The following is a 17,308-nucleotide window of genomic DNA, read 5'->3' as shown; positions in this document are numbered from 1 at the left end:
CTATTACGCGAAACGGATTTTATATATGACGAAAAAGTTTGCTTTGGTATGATGAAAATATTACATCATTCCCGGCATTCCTCCTCCCATTGGCATCCCTGGCTCGTCTTTTTTAACTTCTGTAATTACACATTCCGTTGTCAATAACATTCCGGAAACTGAAGCTGCATTTTCTAACGCAACACGCACGACTTTTGTAGGGTCAATGATTCCTGCTTCGAACATATTTACATATTCATCAGTTTTAGCATTAAAACCAAAATCAGCTTCTCCTTCTGCTACTTTCGCAACAATTACAGAACCTTCTCCACCTGCATTTTCCACGATTTGTCTCAATGGCTCTTCTATGGCTCTTTTTACGATTTTAATTCCCGTTGTTTCATCCATGTTATCACCTTCGAAATCCAAAGCTTTGATGCTTCTTACTAAAGCAACTCCACCACCTGCAACAATACCTTCTTCTACCGCTGCTCTTGTAGCGTGAAGTGCATCATCAACACGGTCTTTTTTCTCTTTCATTTCTACTTCAGAGGCTGCACCTACATATAGAACTGCAACTCCACCTGCTAATTTTGCAAGTCTTTCCTGTAATTTTTCTTTATCATAGTCAGAAGTTGTAGTTTCCATCTGCGCTTTGATCTGATTTACTCTTCCTTTGATTTGAGCTTCGTCTCCGCCACCGTTTACTAAAGTTGTATTGTCTTTGTCAATCACTACTTTTTCTGCAGTTCCAAGCATTTCTAAAGTAGCATTCTCCATGGTGAAGCCTCTCTCTTCAGAGATTACTGTTCCACCTGTTAAGATTGCGATATCTTCTAGCATTGCTTTTCTTCTGTCTCCAAAACCTGGAGCTTTCACAGCAGCGATCTTTAGAGAACCTCTTAATTTATTTACTACCAAAGTAGCTAAAGCTTCTCCTTCTACTTCTTCGCAGATAATTAATAGAGCTTTTCCAGCTTGAGCAACCGGTTCTAGAACTGGTAACAAATCTTTCATAGAAGAGATTTTTTTCTCCACTAATAAGATGTAAGGATTTTCTAATTCAGTCGTCATTTTTTCAGGGTTAGTCACGAAATAAGGCGACTGGTAACCTCTGTCAAACTGCATTCCTTCTACTACATCTACTGTAGTATCCGTTCCTTTTGCTTCTTCAACTGTAATAACACCTTCTTTACCAACTTTTCCGAAAGCTTCCGCGATTAAAGTTCCTATGGTATCGTCATTATTAGCAGAGATTGAAGCAACCTGCTTGATTTTTTCCGAAGAATCACCAACTTGCTGAGACTGAGATCTAAGGTTTTCAACAACCGCAGTTACTGCTTTGTCAATTCCTCTTTTCAAGTCCATTGGATTTGCTCCTGCTGCTACGTTTTTCAAACCTTCGCGAACGATAGCTTGCGCAAGAACAGTTGCAGTAGTAGTTCCATCTCCTGCGATGTCGTTGGTTCGGGAAGCAACTTCCTTCACCATTTGAGCACCCATGTTTTCTACTCTATCTTCTAATTCAATTTCTTTTGCAACGGTAACTCCATCTTTGGTCACGTGCGGTGCACCGAAAGATTTTTCAATTACTACGTTTCTACCTTTTGGTCCTAGCGTTACTTTAACTGCATTTGCCAAAGCATCAACACCTCTTTTTAAGGCGTCTCTGGATTCTATATCGAATTTAATTTCTTTTGCCATGTTTGTTTGTATTTATATGGTTTGTAAAGTTTACAAAACACTTTTTATTTGTTTGTTTAATATTTTTAGTGGAATTTTATACACATTTAAACGCAGAAAAATCTTATCCAATAATTCCTAAGATGTCACCTTCTTTTACGATAAGAAAATCCTTACCATCAACTTTCAATTCGGATCCTGCATATTTTCCATAAAGCACTTTGTCCCCAACTTTTACAGTGGTAGGCTCATCAACTTTTCCTGGACCTGCTGCGATTACAATTCCCTCTTGAGGCTTTTCTTTTGCAGTATCTGGAATAATAATTCCGGAGGCGGTAGTAGTTTCAGCCGCCGTTGGTTCTATTAAAACTCGGTCTGCTAATGGTTTAAAATTTACTGACATATAATTTATTTTAATTTGTTATCTGCTATCTTTTTCTCTAAAAGAGTGCCACTTGTGGATTATGGCTAATCTGTCACGTGAAACATAGGATTATGAAATTATGGCAGAAAAAAGTCATTCGGTTAATCAAATGACTTTTTAAATTTCTTCTTAAAATTGCTAGTTTTTCTTGCCTGCAGCTTGCATAGGATTAACTCTGCCGGTAGAAGCTCCTCTTGCTGAACCGCCTTGTTTTTCTTTGAATACATCAAATTTTGAAGAGGGTGCTGGAATTTCTCCCCAAAAATTATTAGAAGTATCAATATCTGCAGTTTCCCGCATTGGATCTAATTGAATGGATTTCAATTTTTTATCAAAGTAATACGTTTTAGAAACTTTCTGCTCATTTTTTCTCCAAATTTGAGCAGATGATTTATCCGTTAATTTTGAGCCATCTTCGAACGTAAATTCTAAGATAATTGGCATTACTAAACCGCCTTTGTTTATAAAATCAATCTGATAAGCATGAACATCTTTTATCTGCGCCACGTCTTTCTTATCAACCTTGTCAAAAAATTCTACTTTATTTTTATACTCCTTGGTAGTATCTACCTTCTCTTGACCTCTGTTATATCTCCAGTAAAAATCTTGCAATTCTTTATCGGTATCTGTATAAAAAGTAGTGGTCTTATCATCTTTATTTCTAATTTTAGAAATATCTACGAAATCATTTTGCTGCGGTTTATCTACAGTATAGGTGATTTCTCTAGCTTTCGGGGTGGCCTCAAAATTAGGCGCACCAACCGTAACCTTATCAATAGAAATATCTACAGCATCAATTCCATAAAACCAACCTCTCCAGAACCAATCTAAATTTTCTGCACTGGCGTCATTCATTGTTCTAAAGAAATCTGCAGGCTCTGGATGTTTAAATGCCCATCTTTTGGAATACGTTTTAAAAGCTTTGTCAAATAATTCACGACCCATAATAGTCTCTCGTAAAATATTTAAGCCCGTTGCGGGTTTGCTGTATGCATTTGGTCCGAATAAATTGATATTTTCAGAATTCGTCATGATCGGTTCCAATTGGTCTTTCGGCAATTTCATGTAATCTACAATGGTGTGCGCTGGACCACGACGAGAAGGGAATTTATTATCCCACCTTTCTTCCGTTAAATACTCAACGAAAGTGTTTAAACCCTCATCCATCCAAGACCATTGTCTTTCATCAGAGTTAATGATCATTGGAAAATAATTATGGCCTACTTCGTGAATAATCACTCCAATCATTCCATTTTTAATTCCTTCCGAATAAGTTCCATCTTTTTCAGTTCGTCCATAGTTAAAGCAAATCATGGGATATTCCATTCCGTTTGAAGCCTCAATAGATTGTGCTACTGGATAAGGATAAGGAATGGTAAACTCGGAATAAACTTTCAAGGTATGAGCAACTGCTTTTGTAGAATATTTTCTGTATAAATTATAGGCTTCTTTCGGATATAAACTCATGGCCATCACGTGATTATTATTCTCGGGAATAATAACTTTCATGCCGTCCCAAATAAATTTCCGGGAAGAAGTCCAGGCAAAATCCCGCACATTTTCAGCTTCGAATTTCCAGATTTTTCTTTCCTTGGATTTGTTTCTTTCCGCTTTCTTCGCTTCTTCTAAAGTAACAATTTCTATTGGCTCATCAGAATTTTGCGCTCGTTTCCATCTTGCCAGCTGCGCAGAACTTAAAACTTGTTCGAAATTTTTACCCGCTCCGGTGGAAGCTACAATATGATCAGCTGGAACGTTCATAGAAACTTTGTAATCTCCAAAAACTAAAGCAAATTCTCCTCTACCGGTAAATTGATTATGCTGCCATCCTTTGTGATCACTGTACACACACATTCTTGGAAACCACTGCGTAATAGTGTAAAGATCATTTCCATCTTCAGGAAAAAATTCATATCCGCCTCTACCGCCCATTTTCATGCGGTCTGGAATATTGTAATTCCAGTCAATTTTAAAAGTAATTTTTTCTCCTTTTTTCAAAACCTTTGGCAAATCAATCCGCATCATTGTTTTATTCACGATATAAGGTAATGGTTTGCCTGAAGCATCCGTTACTTTTTCTAAGTTTACGCCATAACCATTTGTTTTCAAAGGTAATTCCGAGGGTATAATGGCAGTTGTCGTAGCCATTTTTGGAAGAAAACTAGAATCATGAAACCCTGCATTTTTGGTGGCAGATTGCTCATTTTCATCTAATTGTAACCACAAATATTCTAAATCATCTGGAGAATTATTATAGTAGGTCACCGTTTCTGAACCTTTTAAATTTCTTTTTTCTTCATCTAAATAAGCGGATATTTCATAATCTGCCTTATTTTGCCAATAAGCCTGCCCCGGAGCTCCAGATGCGGTACGATAGACATTTGGAGTTGGCAAAATAGTGCCAAGCTGCTCAAATTTATTGCCGTGATTGCTTTTTGGATTATTCTGGATATCCTGCGCGTAGAAAAGCGATGGGAATAAAAAAACCAGAAAATAGAAGATGGATTTTGATTGGTTCATAAAAAGATTTTAAAATTGAAAAATGCTTTCAAAAATAATGAAAATAAATCAGAAAGTAAGATGAAATTTCAGGCACCCAGCGGGAATCTTTCGATACAGATTTTTAAGGAAATTAAAAGTGTTATTACAGATGCAAAAACGATCCACTGCACTTTTTTTATCTTGAAAATTTTGAAACTTAAAAACTCGACCAGCAATATGAATAGAACTACTACAACCTGACCTAATTCTAACCCAATATTAAATCCAAGAAGTGGCACTGTAATATTTTCTTCGCTAGACATCATCATTTTTGCTGTATTTGCGAATCCCATTCCATGGATTAATCCGAAAATCAAAGCGAGATAATAATTCATTCGCATTAAATTTTCTGGTTTGTTGCGCATCAAAATATTATCTAATGCCGTCAATAATATGGTGAGCGGAATTAAAAACTCTACCCAATTGGCCGGAATTCGGATGATATCTAAAATACATAGCGCCAAAGTAATAGAATGACCGATGGTAAACGCGGTTATCAAAATTAAAATCTTACGCCACTCTTTGTATGAATAGACCGCCACTAAAACCAAAACAAAAAGCTGATGATCTAGGGCATCCCAAGAAATGATATGTTCCCAACCTAAATTTAAGTAAAACAAAAAGTCCCGCATCATTCAAATTTTTTTTGAGATGCGATAATACAAAATTTATTTCTAATTTTGCCTCATGCAAAAACTACTCCTGCTTCTCTCCTTAATATTTTTCACTCTGTCGCCAGCCAAAGAAATCCATCCATATCATGTTGGTTCTGTTGAATTTAACTATAATTCTACTTCGAAAACATTTCAGATTACTGGTAAATTTTTCTTAGATGATTTGGAAAACGCGCTGAAAGAAAAATATGGAATTTCTGTACATTTTAATGATGCAAAATACAAAGCGCAAATTAACACCCTGCTCCAAAAATATTTCCGAGAATATTTAAAACTGAAGGCAGACAATGAATTTTTGGCGATAAATTATGTCGGTTTTGAAGAAGATAGTGAATCGGTTAATATCTATTTAGAGTCGGAGACTGTGCTGAAACCGAAAAAAGTAGAAACTGCAGTAAGTCTTTTATATAATGAATTCGAGGATCAAATGAATATGATTCACATCATCGTTAATGGTCAACGCCAAAGTGATCAGCTGAATTATCCGAATCGATACCTTTATAAAAATTTCTAGAACGTTGCGTTGATTCTTTTCGAGTGAGCTAGTAATTCTGGAAAAAACGCATCAAAATGTTTTTGCAGCTGCATTTTATTATTCATAAAAAGCTCAAAAACTTCTAGGTCTTTCTCCAAATATTTCGCCTTGTTCAAAACATTCTGTATGGAATATTTAATGCCCCAATCTTTTTTATAATTGTAAAGCCAATTGTCTTTTTCCATTCCATTGAGCATTCTTACTAACCTTTCAGGTAAAATCTTTTCATTTTTCCGAAGTACCCGATACACTCTTTCTGCATGGGACTTCAATTCTTGATCGGAAAGTGAATTCGCCAAAAAATAATCCATCGAAACATCTACGAAAGCACCTGCGTATAATCTTACCAAGGGGCTGAAAATTTTCTTGGCTTCTCTTAATTCAGGATGAGCATCCGTGAACGTATCAATTTCTCGATGCAAAGTTATTCCCTGCTGAATTTTTTCGGGATAAGAAAAGCGATCCCTATTTGGAATAAAATCTTCCAAAAACTGACCTACGATTTGTTCGTCGGAAAAGGTGAGAAAAGAATGGGCGAGGTAATTCATTGGTTTTGCATCTCTTTAGCGCTGTTAGAGCTTAAAGCTCTAACAGCGCTTACTATTTTCTCAAAGCATCTAAAAAAAGTTCTGCGTTCCCAAATAATTTCAATGCTTGATCACTTTCAACAAAATTACTGTTTCCTGCGATAATATCATGGATAGAAGAATAAGGATAATCTAAACAGTCATTCACTAATTTGTGTTTTACAGCATTCTTATTAATATACAAAATACTATTTTCTAATTGTATTTTATCGGAAACTTTTTTTCTTCTGAATGGTAATTCAAAAAGCTTTCCTGTCCTGCCAAAATGTTTATTTATTGCTTGGGAATAACTGTTAAAAGTATTTGAAAATTGCTGGCTAATAATGGTTTCTATTTCCAAATTTGCTTTATCCGAAAATTTATCTCTAATCGCATCTGCACTTTTAATCTTTACAAGAAGGTGAAAATGGTTTTGCAACAAACAATAGCTGTGAATCTCAGCAAGTGGTTTTAATTTTTCTGAAATGAGTTTTAAAAAACAAAGATAGTTTTGATGGTTGAAAAAAAGTTGCCCACCATTTATTCCTCTGTTATAAACGTGATAGAAATGGTCTGGTTCTAAAGGGAATATATTATTTTTCATTTTCAATATTTATTAAGCGCTGTTAGAGCTTCGAGCTCTAACAGCGCTCATCAATCAAAAAAGCTTCTCATGAAAATCCTCGATCTTGCTCACTTCTTCCACTACAATCCCATATTTCTTTTTTGGGATCTTATTCAAATTTGAAACAAATATTTTTTCATAACCTAATTTTTCCGCCTCGGAAATTCGTTGTTCAATCTGCGGAATGGGCCGAATTTCTCCACTCAAACCGATTTCTCCCGCGAAACAAAAATGTTCAGAAATCGCAATATCTTCATTTGAGGAAAGAATAGACGCAACAACTGCTAAATCCAAAGCTGGATCGCCCGTTTTTATTCCGCCCGTAATATTGAGAAAAACATCTTTTGCACCCAATTGAAAACCAGCTCTTTTTTCTAAAACCGCCAAAAGCATATTCAGTCTTTTCGAGTCAAAACCGGTGCAGCTTCTTTGCGGCGTTCCATAAACTGCAGAACTTACCAAAGCCTGAATTTCTATCAACATCGGGCGATTTCCTTCCAAAGTTACGGCTACAGAATTGCCCGAAAGTTCCTCGAATTTCTTCGTGATTAATATTTCTGAGGGATTTTTTATCTCTTTCAAACCTTGAGAAACCATTTCGTAGATCCCGATTTCTGCGGTGGAACCAAAACGGTTTTTACTCGCTCTCAATAATCTGAACAAATGATTTCGGTCCCCATCAAAATTTAAAACCACATCAACCATATGTTCCAGAACTTTCGGTCCGGCTATTTGTCCGTCTTTTGTAATGTGACCTACGAGAAAAACCGGCGTATTCGTTTCTTTCGCGTATTTAATGATCTCATTAGAACATTCCCGAATTTGAGAAACCGTTCCGGGAGAACTTTCGATCAACTGGCTTTGAAGTGTTTGAATAGAGTCCACAATTACAAAATCAGGTTTCAGTTTTTTAGCTTCGTGAAGAATTTTTTCTACAGAAGTTTCTGTAAAAAGATAGCAGTTTGGATTTTGAAGTTCCGTTAATCGATCAGCACGCATTTTAATCTGCGACGCACTTTCCTCGCCGGAAACATAAAGGATTTTCTTCTTCATTTTCAAAGCCAACTGCAACAATAAAGTCGACTTTCCAATTCCCGGTTCACCGCCAATTAGTGTGACGGAACCTAAAACAATTCCACCGCCTAAAACACGGTTCAACTCTTCAGAAGGACTTATAATCCGGGGTTCTTCAAAGGTTTCAACCTCGATAATATTGATGATGTGCTGTTTGGATTTATCAGTATAACTTTTTGCGGGCGATTTCTCTACGATCTCCTCTACCAAAGTATTCCATTCCCCACAATTCTTGCATTGACCGAGCCACTGCGGATATTGCGATCCACAGTTTTGACAGAAATATGCCGTTTTCACTTTTGCCATGTCGCGAATTTCCTGAAAATATTTGAATAATAAACAAATTTATTAATGGAAGCAGGACGATTTCAGTTTCTCCGAAAATTCAGTCCGGCTCTCCGCTGTATCTGTCATTGCGAGGAACGAAGCAATCTTAAAATAAAATTATCTGAACTCTCGCAATCACAGGATGCCGCTGCGATCCGGGCTAGAATAAAGAATGGTTTTTCTTTCGAAGGCATCCAGAAAGATCATCAATTTTTAGTTTTAAAAACTAAATAAATCTTTTAGGAGACCAAACTCTTTAAAATTATTAGATTTGCTAATAATTCGATTTTATGAAAAAAATTTACACATTTCTTCTTCTCTTTACTTTTCTGATCTCTTCTGCGCAAGATTTGCAGAAAATTGCGAAAGAAATAACTGCCGAAGGAATTATTTTATACAGAAGTGAAATGGCGTCTTGGTATGGAACTGATATTTTCTTGGCAAATTATCCTCAGCGGGAAAATATTGCGGGTTACTTTTCTTACCTCGAGGATGGAGTTCCAAAGTGCATCTTTTTCTCAAAAGACGAGAAAGTTATTGGCACCATTTCCTTTCCCACTAATTATGAATCGAAAGACGCAAAGTTAGATTTAAAGGAAAGGGATTTCTCTGAGACTGAAAAAAATTATTTTGAACTTCAGCAAAAGGTTAAAATGAGAACATTAACGGATCCAATTTTCAAACAATATGAAAATTACAACTTTAACATTATCCCGATCATCACAAAGACGGAGAAGAAAACCTATCTCCTTACTGGAACAAATGATAATAATTTGGTGCTCTTCGGAAACGACTACCTGATCAATTTTAATCAAAAAAATGAAATTACTACTATTCAACCTTTGCATAAATCGCTCATTCCGCAAAAAATGGTAGACGAACAGATAGGAAAAAGTGTTTCCGCGGTGCACTCTCACGTTTTAGAAGATTGGCCATTTATAACGCCCACAGATATTTGTACATTGATGCTTTATCAAAAATTTACAGGATGGGAAAATTACACAGTCATTTCAAAAAAATACACCAGCTTATGGAATGCAAAAAGTAATTTTTTAGTGATTTTGAAAACAGATGTGATCAAAAAAATTAACCAAGATCAAAAGAAGTGACGCGCGGAAAAAGATTAGGAGCGTATTTTTAAATAAAAGCGGCATCAATAGAAACGGGATTCAGCCTGTTTAAAAAATTCAAAAATCCGCTGGCTTTAGCCAAAACTTACTGGTCTATTGTAAAACTCTTCGACAGGATTAGTGTGAGGCGTTTTATCATTTACAATCAATGAATATTTTGTCAGACAAAGCCTGTCAAAGTCTTTTAAAATGATTTCTAATTAATTACAGTTATAATTTTTACGCAAAAATCTCTAGTCCTGATCGAAACGGCATCCTTTTTTTTCATTACGATTGCGAACGTTTTTTAAAGATTGCTTCACTTTGTTCGCAATGACAAAAAAGATATAGTGTAGAGCAGGTTCCCGACTCCTAAAAAAAGACAAAATATTTTCAGTAGCGTTTTACTTGCGCTCTCTTTTAAATTCACTTAACTTTGCGCAAACCTAAACTAATGAGTAAAAAGAACACGAAATTCATCTTCGTAACGGGCGGTGTAACTTCTTCTTTAGGCAAAGGAATCGTCTCTGCATCATTGGGCTTACTGCTCAAATCGCGAGGATTTAATGTCACCATCCAAAAACTTGACCCTTACATTAATATTGATCCGGGAACGCTAAATCCTTATGAGCATGGCGAATGTTATGTAACTGATGATGGTGCCGAAACCGATTTGGATCTTGGTCATTATGAAAGATTTCTGGATTCTAAAACTTCTCAAAACAATAATGTAACGACGGGTAAAATCTACCAAACCGTTATTGAAAAAGAAAGAAAAGGCGACTTTTTAGGAAAAACCGTGCAGGTGATTCCCCATATCACGAACGAAATAAAGCGCCGGATAAAAATGCTGGCGAAACAAAATTACGACATCATCATCACCGAAATTGGCGGAACTGTGGGCGATATTGAATCTCTTCCTTATATAGAGAGTGTTCGGCAATTAAAATGGGAACTGGGCGAACATAATTCCATGGTGATTCACTTGACCCTTCTTCCCTACTTAGCTTCTAGCGGTGAATTGAAAACAAAACCTTCGCAACATTCCGTTCGCCAATTGATGGAATCCGGAATCCAGGCCGATGTTTTGGTTTGTAGAACAGAACACGTTATTCCAAAAGAGCAAAGGATGAAATTAGCTCAGTTTTGTAACGTTTCCCTAGAAAATGTAATTGAGTGCAAAGATCTGGAAACGATTTATGAAGTTCCATTGTATCTTCAAAAGCAAGATTTTGACGATGTAGTATTAAAAGAATTGAATCTAAAATCTGACAAACAAGCTGATTTAAAAGACTGGAAAAACTTTTTGAAAAAATATAAAAATCCGAAGAAAAAAGTAGAAATCGCACTAGTCGGTAAATATGTGTCTTTACAAGATTCTTATAAATCCATTGCGGAATCTTTTATCCATGCCGGTGCAGATTTAGAAACTGAAGTAAAACTTCGGTGGGTTTATAGTGGTGATCTCACAGAAGAAAATATTGAAGAAACTTTGGCCGGAGTTGATGGAATGTTAATTGCGCCCGGATTTGGTGATCGTGGCATCGAGGGAAAAATTGCTGCTGCGAAATATGCGCGAGAAAATAATATTCCGCTTTTAGGAATATGTTTGGGGATGCAAATCATGACCATCGAATTTGCTAGAAATATTTTGGGATATAAAAAAGCGAATTCTATGGAATTCGACACTTCTACACCTGAACCCGTAATTTCTTTAATGGAAGATCAAAAAAATGTAGTCGATAAAGGTGGAACCATGCGATTAGGTGCGTGGAAATGTTCCCTAAAAACAGGTTCTAAATTAAATGAAATTTACGGCGCTAAAAATATCAGCGAAAGACACCGTCACCGCTACGAATTTAATTCTGAGTTTAAAGATGAATTCGAAAAAAATGGCCTGGTTCCTACTGGCTTTAATCCAGAAACGGAATTGGTAGAAACCATTGAGCTGAAAGATCATCCCTTTTACATCGGAGTGCAATATCACCCGGAATATAAAAGTACGGTGGCTTCTCCACATCCTTTATTTAAGGCATTAATTAAAGCCTCAACAAAAAAATAAATCAAAAAGAGATAAAAGACAACTCGTTTTTTATCTCTTCTCTTTTAAATGAAGCGCAAAAAGTTCTTCATTGCCAAAAATTTAAGTATTTTTGTCACCCAAAATTAAAAGGTAGAAAATCACTTAAAAATTTCTTTCCTAAAGAAAAATTTCAATACTAAAAGATGCAACAAAATAACGGTTTAGATAAAAATCAACTTATCAGTTTCGCGCTATTCTCTATGATTCTTATCGGCGCCATGTTTTATTTTCAAAATAAACAAGCCGCAGATCTTAAAGCAAATCCAGCCAATACCACTTCTACAGTTTCCACCGCTGCACCCGTTAATACTAAACCTGCGATGGTGACGAATATGAATGACAGTGTAAAAACTGCCTCCATTCAGCAAGTTCAATTAAAGAATAAGGAATTAACTTTAGGAATTTCTACTTTGGGTGGTCAGATTTCTACAGTTCAATTGAATGAGTACAAAGCCTATAACCCGAAAACAGACAGCAACGATAAAGAATTATTAATTTTCGACAAAAATAATTCCACGTACGGTTTTCAATTTAAAGATAAAACCGGAAAAACATTTAGCACGAAAGATCTGGTATTTAGTCCAACTCAGGCCGGAAATACGGTGACGATGCAATCTAATTTCAATGGTGCGATTATTCAGTTTATCTATACATTAGGAGAAAAATACACGGTTAATTTCGATGTTAAGACACAAGGTTTAGGTCAAATAATTTCTGATCAGAAAGCAAATTTCATTTGGGATTACACCGTTCGTGAAATGGAAAAAGGTCGGTCTCAGGAACAAACCCACACCGAATTTAATTACGCGTTTGATAACTATTCCAGTTTTGACTACGATGGAAGAACTGAAATGGATGAACCCGATGAAACTTTAAATTGGCTAGCGATTAAGCAACAGTTTTTCTCTGCAGTCATTGAGCCTCAAACTGGATTCAAAAATTCAAAAGGTGTTCAAGACATGATTGAAGAAGGTGAGTTTTTAAAGAAATTCAATTTTGATGGTCAGTTGGACTTAGCTGGGAATGAACTGAATCAAAATTTTAAATGGTATTTTATGCCTTTGGATTTAGATTTATTGAAATCTTATGATAAAAACTTTGATGAATTGTTGCCTTTAGGTTGGTCATTTATTGGCTCTTTAAACAGATGGTTTTTCATCCCGATGTATAATATAATTAGCAGTTGGGGAATTGCCGCAGGTTGGGTGATTTTCTTGATGACAATCATCGTGAAAATCATTTTATCACCTGTAATGTTTAAGCAGCATAAACTGAGCGCTATGATGAAAGTGATTCGACCAGAAATTGATGCTGCTAATGAGAAAAACAAGGATGCTGATGCCATGAAAAAGCAGCAGGAAACCATGGCTATTTACCGGAAAGCCGGAGTTAATCAGATGGCAGGTTGTTTACCAGCACTTCTACAGATTCCTATATTCTATGCTTTATTCCGCTTCTTTCCGAATATGATAGACTTGCGTGGAAAAAGTTTCTGGTTTGCCAAAGATTTAACTGCGTATGACGATGTGATTGCTTTGCCTTTTCATATTCCTTTCTTAGAAGATCACTTAAGTATTTTCGCCATTGCGTGTACCATTGTGATTTTGATTTATACCATTATGACTTCTGGAAACATACAGCAACCTACACAAGAAGGAATGCCAAATATGAAGGTTTTAATGTACATCTTCCCGATTACCTTCCTTTTCTTCTTAAATACTTCTGCCTCAGGTTTATCTTGGTATTATTTCGTATCCAATGCCATTAACATTATTATTATTTTGGTGATAAAATATTGGATTTTGGATGAAAAGAAAATCCATGCGCAGATTGCAGCAAATAAAAAGAAAGAGCCTAAGAAAGAAGGGAGCTTTCAAAAGAGAATGCGTGAAATGATGGAGAAAGCGCAGGAGCAGCAAAAAGCGCAGCAGAAAGAAATAAAAAAGAAATAAAATTTGTTTTAAAGATTATAAAAAACGGAAGCAAAAGTCTTCCGTTTTTTTATTTCGCTGATTTCTGATTCTTGACCTTTTTCTCTGCTGAATTTTCACTGTAATCCAATCGAAACGATTTTCTATGGTGAACGGTCGGTCCATATTTATTTAGCATTTCCCGATGATGTTTTGTTGCATAACCCATGTTGGTACTCCATCCATAGTACGGAAATTCCTCATGCAATTTCATCATCAATTCATCTCTATAGTTTTTTGCTAGGATAGAGGCACACGCAATAGAGAGCATTACTGCATCTCCTTTTATAATACATTGATGCGGAATAAACTGATAAGGATGAAAACGGTTGCCATCTACTAAAATTAATTCTGGTCTGATACTTAACTGGTCTAGCGCTAAGTGCATTGCATGAATACTGGCATTGAGAATATTATGTGCATCGATAAAATCGGGAGAAAGTTCCGCGATTGCGTATTCTTTTACATGGTCCTTTATATAAGAATCCAAATAATTTCGCGTCTTAAATGTTAATTTTTTGGAATCATTAACCAAATTTTGGTTAAAATTTTCAGGTAATATTACGGCCGCTGCCACCACGGGACCACAAAGACATCCACGCCCTACTTCATCGCAACCCGCTTCTATATAAGCGTTTGACCAAGACATTTTAAGTTCCACAATTTGCGGTTGTTCTACTATTTTCACGTTTTAGGATATGTATTCCACAAATTTATTAAGAATTATTTAACAAAAAGTTTGGTCATATTATAAAAGTTTTGCACTTTTGTGACAATGAAAAAATTTAATTTGATATGAAGAAACTAACAACAAGCGTACTAGCTGTAGTTTTAACTTCGTCTTTCGCACTAGTGAATGCACAAGTTGATACCGCAAGAACGCAGGATATCGAAGGTGTCGTAGTAACGGCTTTGGGTATTAAGAGAGAGAAAAAAGCATTAGGGTATGCTGCTCAGGAAATTTCTGGAGAAAACCTATCAGATGCTGGTCAGAGTAATGCGGTAAGTGCATTATCTGGAAATGTTGCAGGTGTGCAGGTTACTGCTACCTCTTCTATTGGTGGATCTACAAGGATTACAATGAGAGGAATTAGCTCCATTACTGGAGAAAACAGACCTTTAATTGTAGTAGATGGGGTTCCATTAGACAATACAAATGTAAATGATGTTAACACCGAAAGAGGTGCAGGTGGTAGAGATTATGGAGATGCTACTTTTGACATCAGTCCAGACGATATCGAATCTGTAACTGTACTTAAAGGTGGTCCAGCTGCAGCACTTTATGGTTCTAGAGCAGGAAATGGTGCTATTTTATATACCACAAAATCTGCAAAAAGAGGAAGAACTACTGTAGAGTTTAACACAGGAGTTAGCTTCGAAAGCGCTTACATTGCACCAATCTTACAAAATCAATATGGAGGTGGACTTTCTAGTACACTACCTACACAAGTAATTGATGGTACTTTGTATAACATTATGGAGTATGAAACTGATGCATCTTGGGGACCAAAATACAACCAAAACTTATTGTATTTGCCATGGTACGCATTTGATCCTGAATTTGCAGGGGATTACTTGAAGCCAGTTCCATTTGTTGCTCCTAACAAAGATGTTAATAGTTTTTTCAATACTGGTACTAACTATACAAACAACTTCTCAGTTTCAAAATCATTTGAAGACACTAACGTTAGATTATCTTACTCGAACACGATGATTGAGGGAATTGTTCCTAATTCAAAAGTGAACAGAGATAATGTAAATATTAACTTAAACACCAAACTTTCTGAGAGATTAAAAGTTGATGCTTCCGTTAATTACGTAGTAACAAGAGGATTTAACAGACCAGAAACTGGTTATGGTGATGATTCAGTTGCTCAGAAATTTTATCAATTTGGTCAGCGTCAGTTAGATTACTCTAAATTGATGGACTATAGATTAGCTGATGGCAGCCAAAGAACTTGGAACAGATCAGCTTGGAATGATCCAACTCCATTGTATTCAGATAATCCATATTGGACCATCAATGAAAATACTTCAATGGACAAGCGTGTAAGAACTTACGGTTCTGCTGGAGTTACTTATAATTTCAATAAGAATATCTACGCAGTTGGTAAAGTTTACGCCGATAACTATTCATTGATAAATTCAGAAAGAGTTGCTGTAGGTTCTGCTGCAATCCCAGGTTATTTTATTAACAAAAGAAACGTTTCTGAATATAACTATGAAGGTAGATTACATTTCGATAAAAACTTTGGTGAGTTAAGTGTAAATTCACTTGTGGGAGCTAACTACAGAGATTCTAAATCTGACCGTCTTTCAGGTAATACTGTAGGTGGTTTAGTTATTCCAAACTTATACAACTTAAGTAATAGTGTTGCTGCAGCGCAGTCTTCTAATTTCGAAAGTCAATTAGCTGTAAAAAGTTTATTTTACTACGTTTCATTAGGATATAAGGATATGTTATTCGTAGAAACTACTGGTAGAAATGACTGGTTTTCTAACATTAACGATGCAGGATTCTATCCCTCAGTAACAGGTAGTTTTGTTTTCAGTAATGTATTGAAAGCAGACTGGTTAAGTTTCGGTAAGATTAGAGGAGGATGGTCTAAGATTGCTCAAAGTAGTCCTAGTGCATTTATTAGAGATACGTTTACAGATGTAAGACCGCAATTTAATGGTGCTCCATCTTATTCAAATCCTAACACAAATAATGATCCTAATATCAAACCTGAACTTAAATTCACAAAAGAAATTGGTTTAGAATTAAGATTATTTAAAAGTAGAGTTGGAATTGATGTAACATATTATGATGTTGTATCTAAAGACCTTATTTTACCAGTACCAGTAGATCCAGCAACAGGATTCTTGTTTAGTAGAATTAATGCAGGTGAAATGACCAACAAAGGTATTGAAGCAACTTTAAACCTTACACCAGTAAAAACTTCAGATTTCTCTTGGGATATTGCAGTAAATTTTGCTAAAAATACCAATGAATTGGTAACCCTTAAGGATGATTTAGAGAGATATGTGATCACGAATGCACCATTCCGTGCTCAGTTAGCTGCAGATGTTGGAAATGCATATGGTTCAATCTTAGGAACAGATTTTGTATATGATGCAAACGGTAACAAAGTAATTGATGGAAACGGATTTTACAAAGCTTCTGCATTAAAAGTTCTAGGTTCAATTCTTCCAGAATACAACTTAGGAATTAGATCAAGTTGGAAATATAAAAGTTTAAGTCTTTCTGCTTTGCTTGATATTCAAGAAGGTGGTAAATACTTCTCTACAACAAACATGTGGGGTCATTATTCAGGGATGCTAGAATCAACGGCATTAGGCGGAAATAGAGAAGCCGGTGTTGTTTTAGACGGTGTTTTAGAAGACGGATCTGTTAATACTAAAAATATTTCTGCAGTAGATTGGGGGTCCTCTTATTTTGGTGGTGTAGATGCTTTAAATGTTTTTGATGCGAGTTACATTAAGTTAAGAGATTTGACATTGTCATATGACCTTCCTAAATCAATGATCGGAAATGGTGTTCAAGGAATTAGAGTATCTGCTTTCGCTAGAAATCTATTTACTTGGAACCTTAGCAATAAAGGAATTGATCCAGAAAATACATCTTACGGATCAGGTAATATTCAGGGTCTAGAGGGTGGTTCATTGCCATCAACTAGAATATACGGATTTAACGTTAATTTTAAATTTTAATAAA

At 35.8% G+C, this 17,308-nt stretch carries 13 protein-coding genes; 5 read left to right on the top strand and 8 right to left on the bottom strand.

Features of this window, described 5'->3' with window-relative positions:
* Window positions 1-60 precede the first annotated feature (60 nt).
* From groL to RCH13_RS07950, 4 genes are all read right to left on the bottom strand, one after another.
* A complete protein-coding gene (gene groL, locus RCH13_RS07965; RefSeq protein WP_326986714.1) occupies window positions 61-1,683 on the bottom strand; it encodes a chaperonin GroEL in 1,623 nt (540 codons plus the stop codon).
* A gap of 103 nt (window positions 1,684-1,786) precedes the next feature.
* Window positions 1,787-2,065 carry a co-chaperone GroES gene (locus RCH13_RS07960; RefSeq protein WP_326986713.1) on the bottom strand — a complete coding sequence of 93 codons (279 nt, stop codon included), beginning with the start codon at window positions 2,063-2,065 and terminating at the stop codon, window positions 1,787-1,789.
* 159 nt (window positions 2,066-2,224) lie between these two features.
* Window positions 2,225-4,606 (bottom strand): M1 family metallopeptidase, encoded by a 2,382-nt coding sequence (locus RCH13_RS07955; RefSeq protein ID WP_326986712.1) that lies wholly within the window; start codon window positions 4,604-4,606, stop codon window positions 2,225-2,227.
* 68 nt (window positions 4,607-4,674) lie between these two features.
* On the bottom strand, window positions 4,675-5,262 hold the full coding sequence (locus tag RCH13_RS07950) for a HupE/UreJ family protein (protein WP_326986711.1): 588 nt from the start codon (window positions 5,260-5,262) through the stop codon (window positions 4,675-4,677).
* A 52-nt stretch (window positions 5,263-5,314) separates the two neighbouring features.
* Between RCH13_RS07950 and RCH13_RS07945 the strand changes: the two genes are divergently transcribed.
* Window positions 5,315-5,815, top strand: a complete 501-nt coding sequence (locus RCH13_RS07945; RefSeq protein WP_326986710.1) for a DUF6702 family protein — start codon at window positions 5,315-5,317, stop codon at window positions 5,813-5,815.
* Here RCH13_RS07945 and RCH13_RS07940 read toward each other — a convergent pair.
* Genes RCH13_RS07940 through radA form a run of 3 tightly spaced genes read right to left on the bottom strand, consistent with a single transcriptional unit; the run spans window position 5,812 to window position 8,407 of the window.
* Window positions 5,812-6,384, bottom strand: a complete 573-nt coding sequence (locus tag RCH13_RS07940) for an acyl carrier protein phosphodiesterase (protein ID WP_326986709.1) — start codon at window positions 6,382-6,384, stop codon at window positions 5,812-5,814. The genes RCH13_RS07945 and RCH13_RS07940 overlap by 4 nt on opposite strands.
* A gap of 52 nt (window positions 6,385-6,436) precedes the next feature.
* The gene (locus RCH13_RS07935) at window positions 6,437-7,006 is read right to left on the bottom strand and encodes a transposase (protein WP_326986708.1); all 570 of its coding nucleotides are present in this window, start codon (window positions 7,004-7,006) and stop codon (window positions 6,437-6,439) included.
* Window positions 7,007-7,060: 54 nt separating this feature from the next.
* Window positions 7,061-8,407, bottom strand: a complete 1,347-nt coding sequence (gene radA, locus RCH13_RS07930; protein ID WP_326986707.1) for a DNA repair protein RadA — start codon at window positions 8,405-8,407, stop codon at window positions 7,061-7,063.
* Window positions 8,408-8,718: 311 nt separating this feature from the next.
* Here radA and RCH13_RS07925 point away from each other — a divergent pair, with 311 nt between their 5' ends.
* The 3 genes from RCH13_RS07925 (at window position 8,719) to yidC (ending at window position 13,572) form a co-directional block, all read left to right on the top strand.
* A complete protein-coding gene (locus RCH13_RS07925; protein ID WP_326986706.1) occupies window positions 8,719-9,537 on the top strand; it encodes a hypothetical protein in 819 nt (272 codons plus the stop codon).
* Between the two features lie 454 nt (window positions 9,538-9,991).
* A complete protein-coding gene (locus RCH13_RS07920) occupies window positions 9,992-11,599 on the top strand; it encodes a CTP synthase (RefSeq protein ID WP_326986705.1) in 1,608 nt (535 codons plus the stop codon).
* A gap of 164 nt (window positions 11,600-11,763) precedes the next feature.
* Complete coding sequence (gene yidC, locus RCH13_RS07915) at window positions 11,764-13,572, top strand: membrane protein insertase YidC (protein ID WP_326986704.1); 1,809 nt, start codon at window positions 11,764-11,766, stop codon at window positions 13,570-13,572.
* A gap of 49 nt (window positions 13,573-13,621) precedes the next feature.
* Here yidC and RCH13_RS07910 read toward each other — a convergent pair whose 3' ends face one another.
* Window positions 13,622-14,239 (bottom strand): ribonuclease HII, encoded by a 618-nt coding sequence (locus tag RCH13_RS07910; RefSeq protein WP_442784623.1) that lies wholly within the window; start codon window positions 14,237-14,239, stop codon window positions 13,622-13,624.
* Between the two features lie 146 nt (window positions 14,240-14,385).
* Between RCH13_RS07910 and RCH13_RS07905 the strand changes: the two genes are divergently transcribed.
* A complete protein-coding gene (locus RCH13_RS07905) occupies window positions 14,386-17,304 on the top strand; it encodes a SusC/RagA family TonB-linked outer membrane protein (protein WP_326986703.1) in 2,919 nt (972 codons plus the stop codon).
* Window positions 17,305-17,308: the final 4 nt, after the last annotated feature.

It is taken from the genome of Chryseobacterium sp. MP_3.2, assembly GCF_035984805.1.
Classification (GTDB): Bacteria; Bacteroidota; Bacteroidia; order Flavobacteriales; family Weeksellaceae; genus Kaistella.
Note: the sequence above shows the minus strand (reverse complement) of the source record. Positions and strands in the feature narration are given on the sequence as shown.